This window comes from Rubripirellula lacrimiformis (genome assembly GCF_007741535.1).
Taxonomy (GTDB): domain Bacteria; phylum Planctomycetota; class Planctomycetia; order Pirellulales; family Pirellulaceae; genus Rubripirellula; species Rubripirellula lacrimiformis.
In genome coordinates this window covers 3,393,493-3,408,331 of the sequence record NZ_CP036525.1, presented here as the reverse complement: position 1 = coordinate 3,408,331, position 14,839 = coordinate 3,393,493, and the positions used below count along the sequence as shown (strand labels likewise).

Below are 14,839 nucleotides of genomic sequence, written 5' to 3'. Positions count from 1 at the left end.
TTCGTCCGGTGAAACGGAAGGCGGCTCTGCGGGGACGCAACCGTCCAAGGGATAATCGGATCGAGGGTGCGTCAAAGACGTTTCTTCGGAAGCTCCCGGGCAGGTTGGCTCGGGGGCTTCCCTTTTGCGTTCATCGATTGGTTTGGGAGGGTTGATCCAGACGGCTTGGGGAACACTTGCTGGCTTGGGAATTCCGTGAACGAAACGCTCGGGTGTTTTTTTCCACGCACCATGAAGAGTCTGCGTGCGAGCGGCAGTTACTTCCTCGGCGCGGCCGAAGTGCAACGATGATGGAGTTAGCAACCCGATGCCGCTGTGATAGTGCTCGTTGTTGTACCAGGTGAAAAACGTGCGACAGAACTGCAAGCCGTCTTCGTAACAGCCAAAGCGTTTGGGGAACTCAGGTCGATACTTCATCGTTTTGAATTGGCTTTCCGAGAACGGATTGTCGTTGGAGACGTGCGGTCGGCTGTGTGATTTGGTGACGCCCAGCGAACTGAGTAGCTGCGCTACGCTGTGAGATGTCATCGAAGGTCCCCGGTCGCTGTGAATGATCAGTTGTTCGGGTGGAATGTTCTGCTTGTCGATCGTGGTTTCAATCAGCTGCTTGGCCAAGTCGGCGCTCTCGCTATCGGCCAGCATCCAGCCAACGACGCAGCGGCTGTAGATGTCCAGAATCACGTAGAGGTAGTAGTACGTCCATGTTTCGGGGCCCTTGAGTTTGGTGATGTCCCAAGACCAGACTTCGTTGGGCGCGGTGGCGAGCAGTTCTGGTTTGCGATACTCGGGATGCTTCAGCTGGTTTCGTCGTTCGCGTGTGCTTTGATTGTCGGCCAAGATGCGATACATCGTTCGCACGCTACACAGGTAGTCGCCCTCGTCGAGCAACTTGGCGTAGACCTGTCGTGGTGCATGATCAGCGAAACGCTCGCTGTTGAGTTGATCAAGTACTTCTTGGCGTTCTTGCGGTGATAGAGCTCGAGCGGGCGCCGGCCTCGGCGCGGCTTGTCGATCGGGGTCGCGGCGACGATAGAACGTCGCACGCGACACATTCATCGCACGGCAAGCAGCCGCGACGCCGACTGTTTCACTCAGTTGTTTGGCGGCTGTCAGTCGTCCTTCTCGTGTGATCGTATCTGCATCATCTCCGAGACTTTTTTTTGGACGTCAATGATCAGCTCGGCGTGGCGGAGCTTCTCCTTGAGCCGCTCGTTCTCACGTTCAAGACGTTTGAGTTGATCGGCTGGTGAAGTTTTGCCGTTAGACTTTTTCGATGATGACAATGATTCCTCCCGCAATTGACGACGCCATTTTGCCAGGACCGAGGAGTAAATTCCCTCGCGTCTGAGCAACGCCCCGATTTCTCCGGGCTCGCTACAGCTTTCGGCCTCCAGGGCGATACGGCGTTTGTAGTCGGCGGTGAAGCGGCGACGGGCCGCTTTCTGTGTCACCTCGGGATCTTTTTCAATTTTTTTGTTGGCGGTATCGGTCATGCGAATGCTCCATGCCCTCAACTCTGATGAAATTCAAAGTTGTCTCACGCATGTTGGCACAGAGGGCTGGATGGGGGATGGCCGAAAGTCTTGGCGACTTGCGCTACGGGATGATGCGGTTGGTCGAAAGTCTTGGTAGCGAGACTCGCCAAGAGTTTCGGCCCTGGATGGTGGGGGATGGCCGAAAGTCTTGGCGACTTGCGCTACGGGACGATGCGGTTGGCCGAAAGTCTTGGTAGCGAGACTCGCCAAGAGTTTCGGCCCTGGATGATGGGGGATGGCCGAAAGTCTTGGCGACTTGCGCTACGGGATGATGCGGTTGGTCGAAAGTCTTGGTAGCGAGACTCGCCAAGAGTTTCGGCCCTGGATGATGGGGGATGGCCGAAAGTCTTGGCGACTTGCGCTACGGGACGATGCGGTTGGTCGAAAGTCTTGGTAGGGAGACTCGCCATGAGTTTCGGCCCTGGATGGTGGGGATGGCCGAAAGTCTTGGTAGCGAGACTCGCCAAGAGTTTCGGCCCTGGATACTGGGGACGCCGAAAGTCTTGGCGACTTGCGCTACGTTTGCGTGTTTGGACTGGGCGGTTGGCCTAGCGATTATCGGCTGACCATGTCCATCAGTTGCTTTCCGGTCATCCGAAACGCCGCTTCGTGGGGACAGGCGTACACGCAACTGGGTTTTCCGTCGACGCTGCGACAGAGGTCACAGGTGGTTGCCCGCTGTTGAACCACTGGCAACTTCTTTCCGTCGACTTCCTGATAGACGCTGCGGAGTTTGCCCTTGGCATCGACTTCCTGCTTGTCGAACCCGTGCATGTTGATATTGCCGTAGGGGCAATTCTCCGCACACAGGCCGCAGCCGATGCAGTAGTCCTCGATCTCGATCTCTAACGAGTCACCGCCGCGGTGGATCGCATCGACGGGGCAGCCCACCAGACAATACGGGTCCATGCAGGATCGGCAACTGCTGGCGACCAGGAACTTGTCGAATCGTAGCCCGTCACGAACCAGCCGAGTGACGCCATCGTGTGTGTCTGCACACGCTTTGGTGCATTCGTCACACCGAGTGCAGCGTTCTAGATCCAGAACCAACAAACTTTGGGCTAGGTACAAACCCTGGTCCAAGAATTCATCTGCTTCGACAGCCTGCAGCCGGCTGCGGGCTTCCTGGTCACGCTGCAGAATCTCTTTCGCCTTCGCCGCTAGGTTCTGTTTCAATTCAGGAAACTGTTGCAGCAGGGCACGAAAGTCGTCGCCACGGATTCGAATCAATTCGACGTGATCCAGGGCCGAACAGGTTGCCGTTCGGACCCCCGGTCGAATTTCGCCGCCCAGCGATTCTTTCAACGTGTTGCCAAGACTGCTCAACAAACCAATCTCGCCAAACCCGTTTCCAGGGCCCAAGTAGTTCAGCACGCGTTCGTCACGACCGTAGGCCTGCGTGACTTTGACGAAGCCAAGTTTGTTGATGTAGTAGTCGTCTGCCAGATCGCCTTGCTTGAAAATGGTTTGTCCGGGATCCACGGACACCAGATCGGCTTTGTTGCTGAGGTAGTCGGCGGCAAGGTTACGGTTGGCTTCATCAAGCGAATCGAAGATCGGCAACGATGCCAATTGGCCTCGCAACGATCGTTCACGGTAGACCCGATCCAAGATTTCGCGACTGACGGCATTTCGCTGCAACATGTACAGCACGTTGCGTTTGATTTCCAACACTTCGGCCGGCTGGGTGGCGACGACGGTGGCGCTACGGGGATAGCGATTCATGCACGTCATTTCGCCAAGGACGACATCTTCTTTGTTACGCAGGATACGTTGGTTGTCCAAAAGCTGTGCCGCGCCCACGTCGGCCAATCGCGCCCGGCCGCCCACCTTTTCGACGACCGTTTTCAGTCCGCCCAACAGACCGGCCAGGCCGCTGGCCTTTTCGTTTCGAACGGCGCCACGAGTCGTGTTCAGAAAGATCTCGAACTCGCCATCTAGGATGATGAAGGCCGTCGATCCGTATTCGCCTTCGCGGCAAAGGACATCGCCGGGCGCCATCATACGGCGAACCACCGCGGCACCATTGAACTGCAAAAACTTGTACGGAATCCCCGAAAACAGGTCGATTTTGACAAGCTCGTCCGCCGTCACGATCTCGCCGTCCTTCTTTTCGGCGACCATGTCGTCCTGGACACGTTTGATCTGGGTTTCGATGAACGAGGGCTGAAACTGCATCGCACCGGTCGGACAACTGACAGCGCATTCGCCACACGAAACACAGTGACTGTGCCCCATGGGTGAATCCAAGTCGAATGCAATCCGCGACTCGTAACCTTTCTCGGCGCGCCCGATCACGTTGTTGCCTTTGACCCAGTTGCAGCCCCGTTGGCACCGGCCGCACATGATGCACTGGTCATGGTCGACCATGATCATCTTGCTGCTGTTGTCTTGCCCACGTTGGATCGATCGACCAGCAAACCGCGACTGAGTCACACCCATCCGCTGTGCGATGGCTGCCAATTCGTTGCCCGTGGTGTGTTGTTGCGAATCGGGCAGGTGATCGGCAACCAATAGTTCAACGACTGTTTGGCAGGATGCTTTGACGCGTTCGGCCGCATCGGGGTCCGCTTCGCTATTGATCGTGTTGACGATCATCCCGGCGTTGACCCGTTGCACACAGGATGGGACCAGTTTTTTGCGAGGTCCACGCCGTGTCATTTCAGTCGCTTCGACAACGCAAACTCGGCACACGCCCACCGGGGGCAAGTGTTCTTTGTGACACAGTGCGGGGATCGGATGCGGGTCGCCCGGTTTGCGAACAAACGCTTCGCTTGCCGCATCGTAGATGGTCGTGAACCGCGGCTTGGGCGCGCCGTTGTCGTCACGGATAATGTTGCCTTGTGCGTCCCGGGTGGGGACCGCTTTTTTGACCGTGATCGCCCGCCCGTCGATCGTTAGCGCGACGTCTTCGTCCAATTCCGACGCGGTGGCCCGTTCGACACGGATCAGTTGGCCGTCGACGTCCCGCGCGAACAACCCTTCGTCATCCGGCCTTGTCCCTTCGACCAAATCGGTGACGTCAAAGCTAACGGGCTTGTCGCTGGGGTCGGACGCGTTGCTCATGGGATCTACTTAACAAAGTAAGAACAAGTAACAGGAGCCGTTGGAATGCGGCGGGCAGTGGGGTGACGCGGTGTTTCAGCACGCTGGAAAGTACGGGGTCTGGCCCAGCGTCGATGTTGCTAGGACTTTTTCTTGCACGCCGCCCGAGCGGCATCGGGGAAATACGTCAGAAAGGTCTGGAACGGGTTGCTGGCGACTTGCCCCAGCCCGCAAATGCTGGTCGCCTGCATCACACCGCTTAACTGCATCGCAATCGGCTGCATCGTCGCCAGTTCGGATTCGTCGACGTCACCGTCGAGCAGTCGTTTGCCCATCTCGGTGATTTTTTCCGACCCGATGCGACAGGGGACACACTTCCCACAAGATTCCTTGCGATAGAAGTTGCTGTTCGCGACGGCTTCGGACAGCACGTTGCAACCTTCGCCATAGATGACGATCCCAGCGCCCAACATGTATCCGACCGCACGGGAGACATTGATGTCCAGTGGCAGGTCGCGGATGTCGATTTCCTTGACGTCGGCCGGAACGTTTGCTTCGACGAAACGGCGATTGAGATATTGGACGGGAATCTTTGCTGGCAGCAGACCACCGGACGGCCCCGAGAGTGCAACGGCCGCAATCGATTTGCCCTGTTTCATGCCACCGCAGTGGTCATCGATCAATTGCCCCAGCGTCGTCCCGGTCGGAACTTCATAGACACCCGGTCGATTCAAATCACCGCTGATCGAAAACAACCGTTTCCCGGTCATCCGTTCGCTGGATCCCTTCGTCAACGGGCCGTCTTTGATGCCTTGATCGGCAAACCACTGGCCGCCGTCTTTCAGGATCGCCGGTGCCCAGGCGAAGGTTTCGACATTGGATAGCAGCGTCGGTTGATCGTACAAACCGTTGGTCATCAATTCGGGCGGGCGGTTCCGGGGCTCGGCCCGTTTGTCTTCCATCGCTTCGATCAGCGCCGTTTGTTCGCCACAGATGTAACCACCGGGGCTGGGGAAGACGTCCAATTCGAAGGAGCGACTGCTGCCGAAGATATTGCGACCGCAGGCCCCCAATGCGACGGCACGGTCGATTTCTTCGCGGCACTTCTGGATCTGTTCGGGATACTCGTGGCGAATGTAGATCCAGCCTCGCGTCGCACCGGTGACCAGCGCCGCGATGATCATCCCTTCGATCGTCAGGTGGGGTGCGGCAAGCAGGATCTCGCGATCTTTAAACGTACCGGGCTCACTTTCATCGGCGTTGCACACGACAAATTTTTCACCCGTCGTGCCCTCGGCACGCATCACGTCGCCCCATTTCAGATAGGCACGACCACCGGCACCGCCCATCCCTAGTAGCCCTGCTTTTTCGAGTGCCGACAAAACCTTGTCGGGATCACCGCCACCACTGACATAGTCACGGACCATGTCGTAGCGACCTTTGCCGTCGTAGACATCCATGTCCCACTGGCCGACTTTGGCCTGCGCCAGTTCCCAGTCGCTATTTAGATTGGGTGGCCGGTCGTCCATCACAGCGTCGATCGCATCCTTCAAGTCCTGGGCGGACGTGGACGCGATCAGTTGCTCGTTGATCATCACCGCCGGTGGGCGATCGCATCGTCCCAGGCAAGAGACCCCCGATACGTGCACGTCGGATCCAAATTTCTGTTTGGCCCAATCGGCAACTTCGCCCGTCATCGGTACCGATCCGTTCAAGTGACAACTCATGTCGCGGCAGACATGAACTTCGACCTTGGGCGGAGGCGTGGTGGTGAAGTGTGGAAAGAACGTCACCAGCGAATGGATCCGGTGCAGCGGAACGCCAAGTTCTTCCGCCACCGAATTCATATCAGCGTCGGTTAGGTAGCCGCCACGTTTCTTTTGCCGTTCATAAAGGGCCGGAATGATCATGGCGATTCAAGGTTGGTGGGCAGCTTGTCGGTAAAAATCTTGTCCAGCGTGGGGCCGAACATGGCGGGATCAAAGGCCGCCGGTGAATGGATCACGGACGGTTGGTCGACGCTCCGATCGGGGTCGAACCGAAGCATGCGTTCCACATCCTCTAATCCCAACAGGATTTCGCGGCCGGCATCAGCGCTATCATCTTGGGATGCGATTTGACGCCCTGCCGCGTCGAGATCCAAATACAAAATCGCCGCTTCGTGCCAATCCACGGGTTGCCGAGTCCGTATCAATCGCAGGACATCGCGTATCGAATCATAGGGCTTGGCGGTCTCGGTCAGCTTGGACTTGGCAACTTGGCGATACTTTTGAGCCAAGGAAAGACCACTTTTGGCAATCTGCGGTGGATCACTTTGATGCGGCGAAAGTTTCTGTAGCAAGTCAGGTGAATCGCGAAGTTCCAGTTGCCGGACGGTGTGCCATGAATTCCAAACCGGCAAACCGTCGCTGACATGCAGTGGCGACTTGGTCCGATCACGTGGCGGCAATTTGAATTCTTCGATCGAAAGTGATTGGTGACAGGCAAAGCAGTCGTAATCAGCGAACTCTGGCCATGGCACGCTGTGGTCGGCAACGAAAGCGGTGGCCCGCTGTGCCGACAACGTTGCGGCGGTGGCCAAATTGATTGCACGGCTGACCGATCGAACTCGCATCGGCGATTCCATGAACGGTCGCTCGGGTTCCCCTTGGGGATCCCAGTGCGGTGGCAGATTTTGGTTGTAAATCAGCAGATCAAACCGCAGCGCGGGATGACCGGCGGCGATCAAATCGTGGTTCATGTCGCGGACCATCGAATCTTCGCTGCGCGAACCGATGTGACAACGAACACACGTGTCCGACCGACCGATGATCGACTCGGTGTCTCGCATTCCCAGCCCATTGCTGAATCGAGAATCCCCCACCCAGTCACGGCCCGTGTGCGCCGTCAACCATTGCCCGGCCGGTCCGTGACAGGCTTCGCAGGATACGCCGGCCGCCACAAAGTCGGGCGGCAGTAGGGCGTCATCGTCACAGTCCTGGGGGGTCGCGGTCAAATGGCAACTGATGCAACGTTTTCGAAGTGTGCGATCCAATTCATCCGGCGACTGCGACGCGGCCGGGTTCAGCCGGGACACGATTCGGCGTGAGAGTTGGCTTCGCAGCACGTCGCCTGCGCCGGCATGCGGATCGTTGGCCATCCAAGTCGACATCGCATGGTTCCATGCCGGGCCACGGCCCTCGACGTTGCCGTGGCATGTCGACGTAGCACAGGAATCGCTGCCCACCCATCGGATCGGTTCCGCGGCATTTGTCGTGGATGTCCACAACGCGATCGCCAGAATCCCGGCGCCCCACCAACCGACAACCAGCAACGGCGGCGATGGAAATGGTTTCACGCCGACGGCATTCAACGTCATGGCGTCGCCCCCGCAGAGACCGCGGAAATGGCGTCTCGCAAATCAGCGTGGATATCAGCGTGGACGCTGGCCTCGTTGCCGAGATCACTGATCGCCGATTCGTTCAGGTTGGCTGATTCGGTCTGGTTGGCCGGCGCACCCGAGGTGTGATATCGATGGCACATCGTGCAATCGTCGGCCGCCCAAGTGGATTGTCCGCGCAGCATGTTGGCAACACTTGGGTTGGCTAACGAAGCGGGCGTCGGGGTCGTTGCCGAGCGATGGCAACCGTCGCAACTTTCGATCCCCGAGATCATCACAATCGTATGATCGATCGCTGGTCGGGGGGGCGATCCGGCGACCGGGTAGGCAGCTTGGTGACAGTATCGGCAATCGATGTCACGGTGGGCGGCGTGATCATACAGCCCATGCATCAACCAGCGAGGCGGAATCATCGGAGCGGCAGTGCCATCCAATGCCGCAGTGATCGCCGTGTCACTGATCGACGCATCGTCATGGCATTTCAGACATTGAGATTCGATCTGTTTTCTAGCAGCAACCAACTTCGCCGAGATAGCTTCGTCGCGGTCGATCCGGCTGCCGATCCCTTCGCCCGGCTGCGGGGTGGATTGTGTGTCATCCCCGGCGCCGCGCGCTTGGCCGGTTGATCGCACGCCAACGATGTCGGCCGCGATCAGCAGATCCACTTGGGACCATGCAACCGCATGGGGAATGGGAGTCGTGTCGGCGGTCGCGATGCCTGGGTTCATCGCATGACAAGCCGCACAGTGCTGGCGATACGAAACGGGCGCCATGTAGCGTCCCAATTCGTGATCAGCGATCAAGGATCGTTCAGGGTAACGCGCCAGATCGTCGGGATTGCCGGCATAGGTGTGGCAGCTGGCGCAGTCCAGTTGCACCGCATCGGAATCCGACTGGCCCGTTTTCCGGTATCGCGGACGTAGCGCGGCGTCCAACATTTCAATGGTAAACGCCCCCTTTTGACCATCGTCGACTTGACCGGGCATCAGGTGTTGGTGGTGATCAAACTTGATCGTTCCAATGTCATCAGTCATCAGGGACGCAAAGTCCCCGTGGCTAGCTTTGGTGAACGATGCCACATCCGGTTTGATGGTCGGGGCTGCCTTGCAGGTGTCAGCGAGCTTGGCGTGACAGACCGCACATTTTTGGTTGGCGACCGCGCTAAGATCATGTCCTAAACCTTGATGGTCCGAATGACAGGCACCGCAGTTTTGGTCTTGCAGCCGGAACGATGATGTCATCGCATTGCGATAGTGGTCGCCCACTTGGTGACAGGCCTGGCAAGCCGCTTCCAAACGTCCGATCGATGCTTCGCGTTTGACACCGACCATCGTCAGGTCAAGCTGGATCGCCTCGGAATCCATGGGCGTAAAATCTTCGTGGCACAGTTGGCAATCGTTTTGAAACGCGGCGTGTGGACGAGCGATTTGGCCGGTCGAAACCTGCGAACCGCCGCCCCAGGCTAGGACAAAGGCAGCGTACAGCCCCGCACCGACAAGTCCGATCGCAATGCAGACCGTGCGAAAGGTCTGCAGACCACCGCGGCGACGAAAATAGTCGATTTGGATTCGTTGAGATCGTTGCTTGCCGGTTTCGCGAGCCATCAGATTCTTTCGCCGTTGCCAATACGAACGTTACCAGTATTTCAGTGCGGTCCAAACATGGGCCGCCAACAGAACGGTGACAGCGACCGCAAGGCCGACGTGGATGGGGATCCACGCATGCAACCAGCGGTGGACGGTGCCCTGCACATCGAATTGACGTCGCTGTTGGCAGGTGCTTTCGAGCACGTCGATGATCGATTCGCTCTCTTCCCCGCACACCCCTCGCAGACGCGAAAACCATTGTGACGAATTGCGTTGGTCGGTGACCGGAGTTTCTGCCAAGCGGCCGGTCAGCAAGAACGGCTTGATCTCTTCGAATGCCGTCCAAAGCGTGTCGCGATCGGCCGTTGCCGATTTGAAGCGTCGGGTCTGCAACGTCCGACCGCTGGTTTTGCCCGCTTGACGCAAAGCGCCCACGATCACCGCCGTGGATTTGGCAGCTTCGATTTCAGGTTCATCGGTCAACCGGTCGTCGGCCGACATTACTCGACCACAAGCGCTGATCAATAACTGCCGAACGTCCTCGACCGCCTGCTCGGACACGTAATCGATCTGGCTGTAGATCGTTTCGGATGGCAGGTTGCGTAGCATCCACTTGGGCAACACGTTCTGGACAATCATCCCGTAGATGCCACTGACAATGCACAACACGAACAACACCATGAACGTGGTCGGCAGCCATCCGCCCAAATGAAACCCACAATGAACAATGGCCAGCGGCAATGAAGCCAAACCAAACCAGAGGTGAGCAGCCAACCAGTACTTGGCGGGGATCAACCGGAGCCGACGAAGTGCTTTGCGTGGCCAAAGCAACATTTCGAACACGATGACCAATCCCGCAGCGATTCCACACAACAAACCACTGCCGCTGCCGCCACCGACCCACTGACCTGCCGAAATGGATTCGCGAACATAGATGACGATCAGGCCAAGGGTCACCAACAGCGTCGGAATTCCGAACATCAGATGTAGTCTGGATTGGCCGCGATTGATCAACACGTTTATTGGCCCTTCGGCTCGGAATCAGCGTTTCGATATTGCGACCGAACAGGAAGCAATCGTGAACAAAAACCGCTACCCGGCGTCTCTTTTTCTCCCACCCGTTCGTGCGACATGTTTAATCCCAATCGGTGGGCAAGTCAAACTAGCTACATCGCAAAGATCGCGGATGTCAATCTATTCCGGTTAGTCCGATTCATTGGCTGGAAACGCTTTAGACACTCGTAACGATGCGGGAATGGTCATGCTGCAGCCAACGGTGGTGCCGATAGGGACTGATGTGGGGGACATCGGGGTGATGCCCACCCCATCCAACTATCCGCGGACGCCCCGTTAGTCATTATGTGGTTCATCCGATCCGATCAATTTGCTCGAACCTTCCAGGCGTTCTTTGCGCTCGGTCTGTTCGTGATCGGACAACCACCGGCGATGGGCCAGTACCCATCATTCCCGCAGGCTGACATCGCTGGCATTGACGATGGTCGATTCGTCCCTGTTTCGCCAATCATTCCGGGCACCTTGGACCGGTGGCATGGCCCACTGCTGCGGCAAGACCTAAAGATCAACGGTGCACAGTCCTGCGCCACCGCTAGCTGCCACGCGGGGCCTCGACCGGGCATTGCCCAGCCCTGGGCAAGCCGCGGATCGGAATACTCGCTGTGGCTAGAGAACGATCCGCACGCCAATAGCTGGCGAACCATCTGTGGCGATGAAAGCGTCGACATGATGAAGCGGTTGAAGATCATGGTGGGGGACCAGATCGTTGACCAGGCTGGCTTTGACAACTGTTTGTCCTGCCATAATTCAACTCGTCGGTACAACGAACCACGAACCAGTGGCCACGCGAACACCCACGAAGTCGCTGGTGCCGTTTGTCGCGACCAGCCGATCGCCAGCATGCCAGACGACGTCCATCGATTCCAACGTGAAGGAGTCGGTTGTTCGGCGTGCCACGGCCCCAGCGAAATTTGGATCCAGACCCATTTCGCGAATGACTGGGCGTCCCAGGACGCCACCGGACAAGGATTTGTCGAAGCCGGCGATCTGTACGTCCGGGCTCGCATGTGCGCATCCTGCCATATCGGCGATCAAGATCGTGACATGAACCACGACATCATCGCGGCAGGGCATCCGGCACTGCGATACGAATTTGCGACCTTCCATGCTTGGCAACCCAAACACTGGCGTGACGACGAAGCGGCGGACTCGACCCGATACGAAGCCCAGTTGTGGTTGGCGGGTCAGGTTGCCGCAACCGACGCATCGCTATCGCTGTTGCAGACCCGTGCGATGGATGGGCATACCGCGAGCCAATGGCCGGAACTCGCTTCGCTGGACTGCGCATCTTGCCACCATGACCTTGGGCTGGATAACCAGCGAGGCCCGATCACCGATACTCGCAAAGCCGTCGGCAGATACAGCCAATGGAATGACGCAGGTCTACGTTGGCTGATCAACTATCGAATGGAAACCGGTGCGGGCACGCAACAAGATTTCGAGTTGCTGGCCGCGCTGGACCAGGTTCGTGACCAAATGGAATCGGGGCCTGCACCGGATGCGTCGCACGTCGCCGGTGAGGCCGCCGCCGCCCGCCAGGCGCTGGCACGATGGGTCGACGGGACGGCCGGGATCCAAGAACGGCAAATATTCCGCAGCGATCGGCTTGGCCGCGTGGTCGCTTCGGCCGCAGGAAAAACAAACACGTTCCAAACGTGGGAATCAGCCGTCCAGTTCTACTTGGCGGCCGTTGCCGCCCGGGAAAGCTGGCCCGGCGGGTGGAATGGCCCCATCAAAAACAGTGCGGACCGGATGCGGAATGGGTTACGCTATCCGGAAATGATCGACGTCAGCCGGTACGCAAAACGATCCGCAGGCGTGAAGCCGACTCTTTCGGTCAACGACACGATGCGATTGGGAATCGAAATCGCGGGCTGGTTGGGACCGGTGTCCCTGGACGCTGGACACCCGCTGACATCAGCGGTCGGCGATCGCACCAACGACGAAACGATTTCGGAATCGATGCGAATCGAACTGCAATCGATCCTAAGACGGATCGAAGCACGTTGGACAGCATCCGAAGCGGAACGAAAGCGACAGTTTGAACAGACCAATCCAAACGCCGAAGCGATGCCCACCGAAACGAAGGCCAAGGAAACGGTAAGACCGAAACGCATAATCAAATCCGACGAACAGTTGCTGGAAGAGCAACGCAAACGTCAACAGGCTCGTCCCTAGCGAGCCATCGTCGGACGACCTCGATCGCGAAAACAAACGCACGATGGGACAGACACCAAACCACCGCTCCGATTGGGCCGCCGGCTTGATGGGAAAGGCAACCGATCGAACCGCCATGAATCGGATCGTGACCGCTCGAATGACGGCGCCGTTGGCGTGCGCCGCGACTGCCTTGGCCGTTGCTTTGGCCCTATCCAGCCCCGTGTCGGTTTCGGCCCAAGATTCCGGGCCGACGTTGGAACAGCGGCTAAGCGACCCGGTCTATTTGACATGGATCACCTCCGCCAAAGTCGAAGGTTGTGTCAGTTGCCATTTCCGGGGGCCCACGGACGAGGAACTGATCGCCGGATTGTTTGTCGACTTTGCGCGTCGTATCGAAATGGATCGATGGCTGACCAACGACAAGCACACGATCGCCCGCCGTCGAATCGAGCCCTTCGCGGACCAGCAAAGCGAAGACGAACTGATGAAATTGATGGCTCGGGTCAAACGCCAACAAGGCGTCGCGATCGAAGCGTTGCAAAGAAACAATCGCCCGGTCGATCTCAGCCAGATCGGATTCACCAAGGTCCCGGAACAATGGATCGGTGAGAGCAACATTCTTAGCCGCAGAATCTGCGACAAGCTGTGGGGTTCGGGAAGCGTCAAGACAGAGGCGGGTTACCAAAAGTTCCGCGACCAGTGTTTGACCTGTCACGGCGGCTACCAGAAGGGCGACCAAGGCTTTGATCTGTCGTCCCACGACGATTCACAACTGGGCATCGATTGTTTGTACTGCCACCAAATCGGTGACAATCAAAAATGGGTCAGCGATCACGCCTCGCTGACGACGGCGTCTGAGTGGCGAATGCTGCCGCCTGATCAAAAAACCGCGGCCGGCATGCGAGATCTTGTCGACACATCCAACCAAGCACAACTCTGTTTCGATTGTCACGTCGGCAATCGATCCAAGAACATGTTTGTGACCCACGAAATGTACGCCGCCGGACATCCACCGATTCCGTCGATCGAACTGCAGGCGTTCTGTAAAGAGATGCCACAACACTGGCAGACCCCATCGGAATTGTCGTCTTCGCTGAAAGATTCCGCCGGGCGCGACGAGTACTTCCGCACCAACTATCCGGGACTGACCCAGACGGTTGATGCCGACAAAATTTTCTGGAACACACGCAAGATGTTGGTCGGCGCCTTGGTCGCCCGTGCCCAGGCATTGGACCTGTACATCGAATCGGCGAACTCGCACCAGTGGGCAGACTATTCGCTGTACGATTGCGCGGCCTGCCATCATGAATTGGCCAGCAACAGCGACCGCCAGCGGCGTGGGTTTCCGGGCGCCCCCGGACGTCCCCGCGAAAACGAATGGCCCGACACACTGCTGGCCCTGGCTCTTCAGTTCTATGGTTACGCGGCCGGAACGAAGGAACCTGTCAACGAAGTGCGTGCCAACCAGAACCAATTGACCGGGCTGTTCGCGGACCGCCCCTTCGGCGATCCAGATCGGGTCAGCGGTGTGGCGGAACAACTTCGCCGTCAGATCGCAGTGGCCATCGAGCAAGTCGAACGAAAACCGGTCACCGAGCGGATCGCCAAACAAATGTTGCTGGGACTGACTCGAACACCCAAGCAACGGATGCTGACTTACGATTCCGCACGCCAAGTCGTGTGGGCTGTGCAAACGATCGCAGACGAATTGCGCAGCGAAGGTTCGCCACTGGATCCAGCGATCGAGAAACAGATCGCTGACCTGGGTGTCGCATCCGTGACCGGAGTGGAAGCGGCGCTGCCGTCCGGACGCGAACAGTTCATCTACCCCAAAGCATTGGAAGCCGATTTGGTTCACCGAGCTGCGTTCGAACCCGATCGACTGGTCCAAGCATTGACGCGTATTCGCAACCAATTGGTTGCCCAATCCGACCAGCAATCGACCGAGAGAACGGTCCCGGTTGCGTTGAGCCGAGTGTCAAGCGAATCCGCCGATCCAACCCGATCCGATCTCAGGCGAGATCGGTGAACGGGAGATTGGATCTGGGCGGTGACGGTGC

At 58.0% G+C, this 14,839-nt stretch carries 9 protein-coding genes and 1 pseudogene; 4 read left to right on the top strand and 6 right to left on the bottom strand.

What is annotated here, in order from left to right; all coding sequences use genetic code 11:
- Nucleotides 1–129: 129 nt before the first annotated feature.
- A pseudogene (locus K227x_RS12040) lies at nt 130–1,493 on the bottom strand (IS3 family transposase); the annotation flags it as partial.
- Between the two features lie 26 nt (nt 1,494–1,519).
- On the opposite strand from K227x_RS12040, the gene K227x_RS12035 reads away from it, so the two are divergent.
- Together K227x_RS12035 and K227x_RS30495 are read left to right on the top strand one after the other, a co-directional pair.
- Nucleotides 1,520–1,732, top strand: coding sequence for a hypothetical protein (locus tag K227x_RS12035; RefSeq protein WP_218933952.1), 213 nt, complete (start codon nt 1,520–1,522; stop codon nt 1,730–1,732).
- Nucleotides 1,733–1,770: 38 nt separating this feature from the next.
- A complete protein-coding gene (locus K227x_RS30495) occupies nt 1,771–1,932 on the top strand; it encodes a hypothetical protein (RefSeq protein ID WP_218933951.1) in 162 nt (53 codons plus the stop codon).
- A 158-nt stretch (nt 1,933–2,090) separates the two neighbouring features.
- Here K227x_RS30495 and K227x_RS12030 read toward each other — a convergent pair whose 3' ends face one another.
- The 5 genes from K227x_RS12030 to K227x_RS12010 all read right to left on the bottom strand — a co-directional run bounded on the left by K227x_RS12030 (nt 2,091) and on the right by K227x_RS12010 (nt 10,526).
- The gene (locus K227x_RS12030; protein WP_145169724.1) at nt 2,091–4,601 is read right to left on the bottom strand and encodes a cyclic nucleotide-binding domain-containing protein; all 2,511 of its coding nucleotides are present in this window, start codon (nt 4,599–4,601) and stop codon (nt 2,091–2,093) included.
- A 119-nt stretch (nt 4,602–4,720) separates the two neighbouring features.
- Nucleotides 4,721–6,490 (bottom strand): NAD(P)H-dependent oxidoreductase subunit E, encoded by a 1,770-nt coding sequence (locus K227x_RS12025; RefSeq protein WP_145169723.1) that lies wholly within the window; start codon nt 6,488–6,490, stop codon nt 4,721–4,723.
- Nucleotides 6,487–7,917 carry a cytochrome c family protein gene (locus K227x_RS12020; protein ID WP_218933950.1) on the bottom strand — a complete coding sequence of 477 codons (1,431 nt, stop codon included), beginning with the start codon at nt 7,915–7,917 and terminating at the stop codon, nt 6,487–6,489. Before K227x_RS12020 ends, K227x_RS12025 begins: the two co-directional genes overlap by 4 nt.
- Nucleotides 7,918–7,934: 17 nt before the next feature.
- The gene (locus tag K227x_RS12015) at nt 7,935–9,563 is read right to left on the bottom strand and encodes a cytochrome c3 family protein (RefSeq protein ID WP_145169719.1); all 1,629 of its coding nucleotides are present in this window, start codon (nt 9,561–9,563) and stop codon (nt 7,935–7,937) included.
- A gap of 30 nt (nt 9,564–9,593) precedes the next feature.
- Complete coding sequence (locus tag K227x_RS12010) at nt 9,594–10,526, bottom strand: hypothetical protein (protein ID WP_145169717.1); 933 nt, start codon at nt 10,524–10,526, stop codon at nt 9,594–9,596.
- A 378-nt stretch (nt 10,527–10,904) separates the two neighbouring features.
- On the opposite strand from K227x_RS12010, the gene K227x_RS12005 reads away from it, so the two are divergent.
- Together K227x_RS12005 and K227x_RS12000 are read left to right on the top strand one after the other, a co-directional pair.
- Nucleotides 10,905–12,797 (top strand): hypothetical protein, encoded by a 1,893-nt coding sequence (locus tag K227x_RS12005; protein WP_145169716.1) that lies wholly within the window; start codon nt 10,905–10,907, stop codon nt 12,795–12,797.
- A gap of 43 nt (nt 12,798–12,840) precedes the next feature.
- Complete coding sequence (locus tag K227x_RS12000; protein ID WP_218933949.1) at nt 12,841–14,808, top strand: cytochrome c3 family protein; 1,968 nt, start codon at nt 12,841–12,843, stop codon at nt 14,806–14,808.
- Nucleotides 14,809–14,839: the final 31 nt, after the last annotated feature.

Bases quoted from the DNA above. Each gene is read 5' to 3' on its own strand.
- K227x_RS12030 (WP_145169724.1), bottom strand. From the start codon at position 4,601: ATGAGCAACGCGTCCGACCCCAGCGACAAGCCCGTTAGCTTTGACGTC.
- K227x_RS12035 (WP_218933952.1), top strand. From the start codon at position 1,520: ATGAAATTCAAAGTTGTCTCACGCATGTTGGCACAGAGGGCTGGATGG.
- K227x_RS30495 (WP_218933951.1), top strand. From the start codon at position 1,771: ATGGCCGAAAGTCTTGGCGACTTGCGCTACGGGATGATGCGGTTGGTC.
- K227x_RS12005 (WP_145169716.1), top strand. From the start codon at position 10,905: ATGTGGTTCATCCGATCCGATCAATTTGCTCGAACCTTCCAGGCGTTC.
- K227x_RS12010 (WP_145169717.1), bottom strand. From the start codon at position 10,526: ATGTTCGGAATTCCGACGCTGTTGGTGACCCTTGGCCTGATCGTCATC.
- K227x_RS12015 (WP_145169719.1), bottom strand. From the start codon at position 9,563: ATGGCTCGCGAAACCGGCAAGCAACGATCTCAACGAATCCAAATCGAC.
- K227x_RS12000 (WP_218933949.1), top strand. From the start codon at position 12,841: ATGGGACAGACACCAAACCACCGCTCCGATTGGGCCGCCGGCTTGATG.
- K227x_RS12025 (WP_145169723.1), bottom strand. From the start codon at position 6,490: ATGATCATTCCGGCCCTTTATGAACGGCAAAAGAAACGTGGCGGCTAC.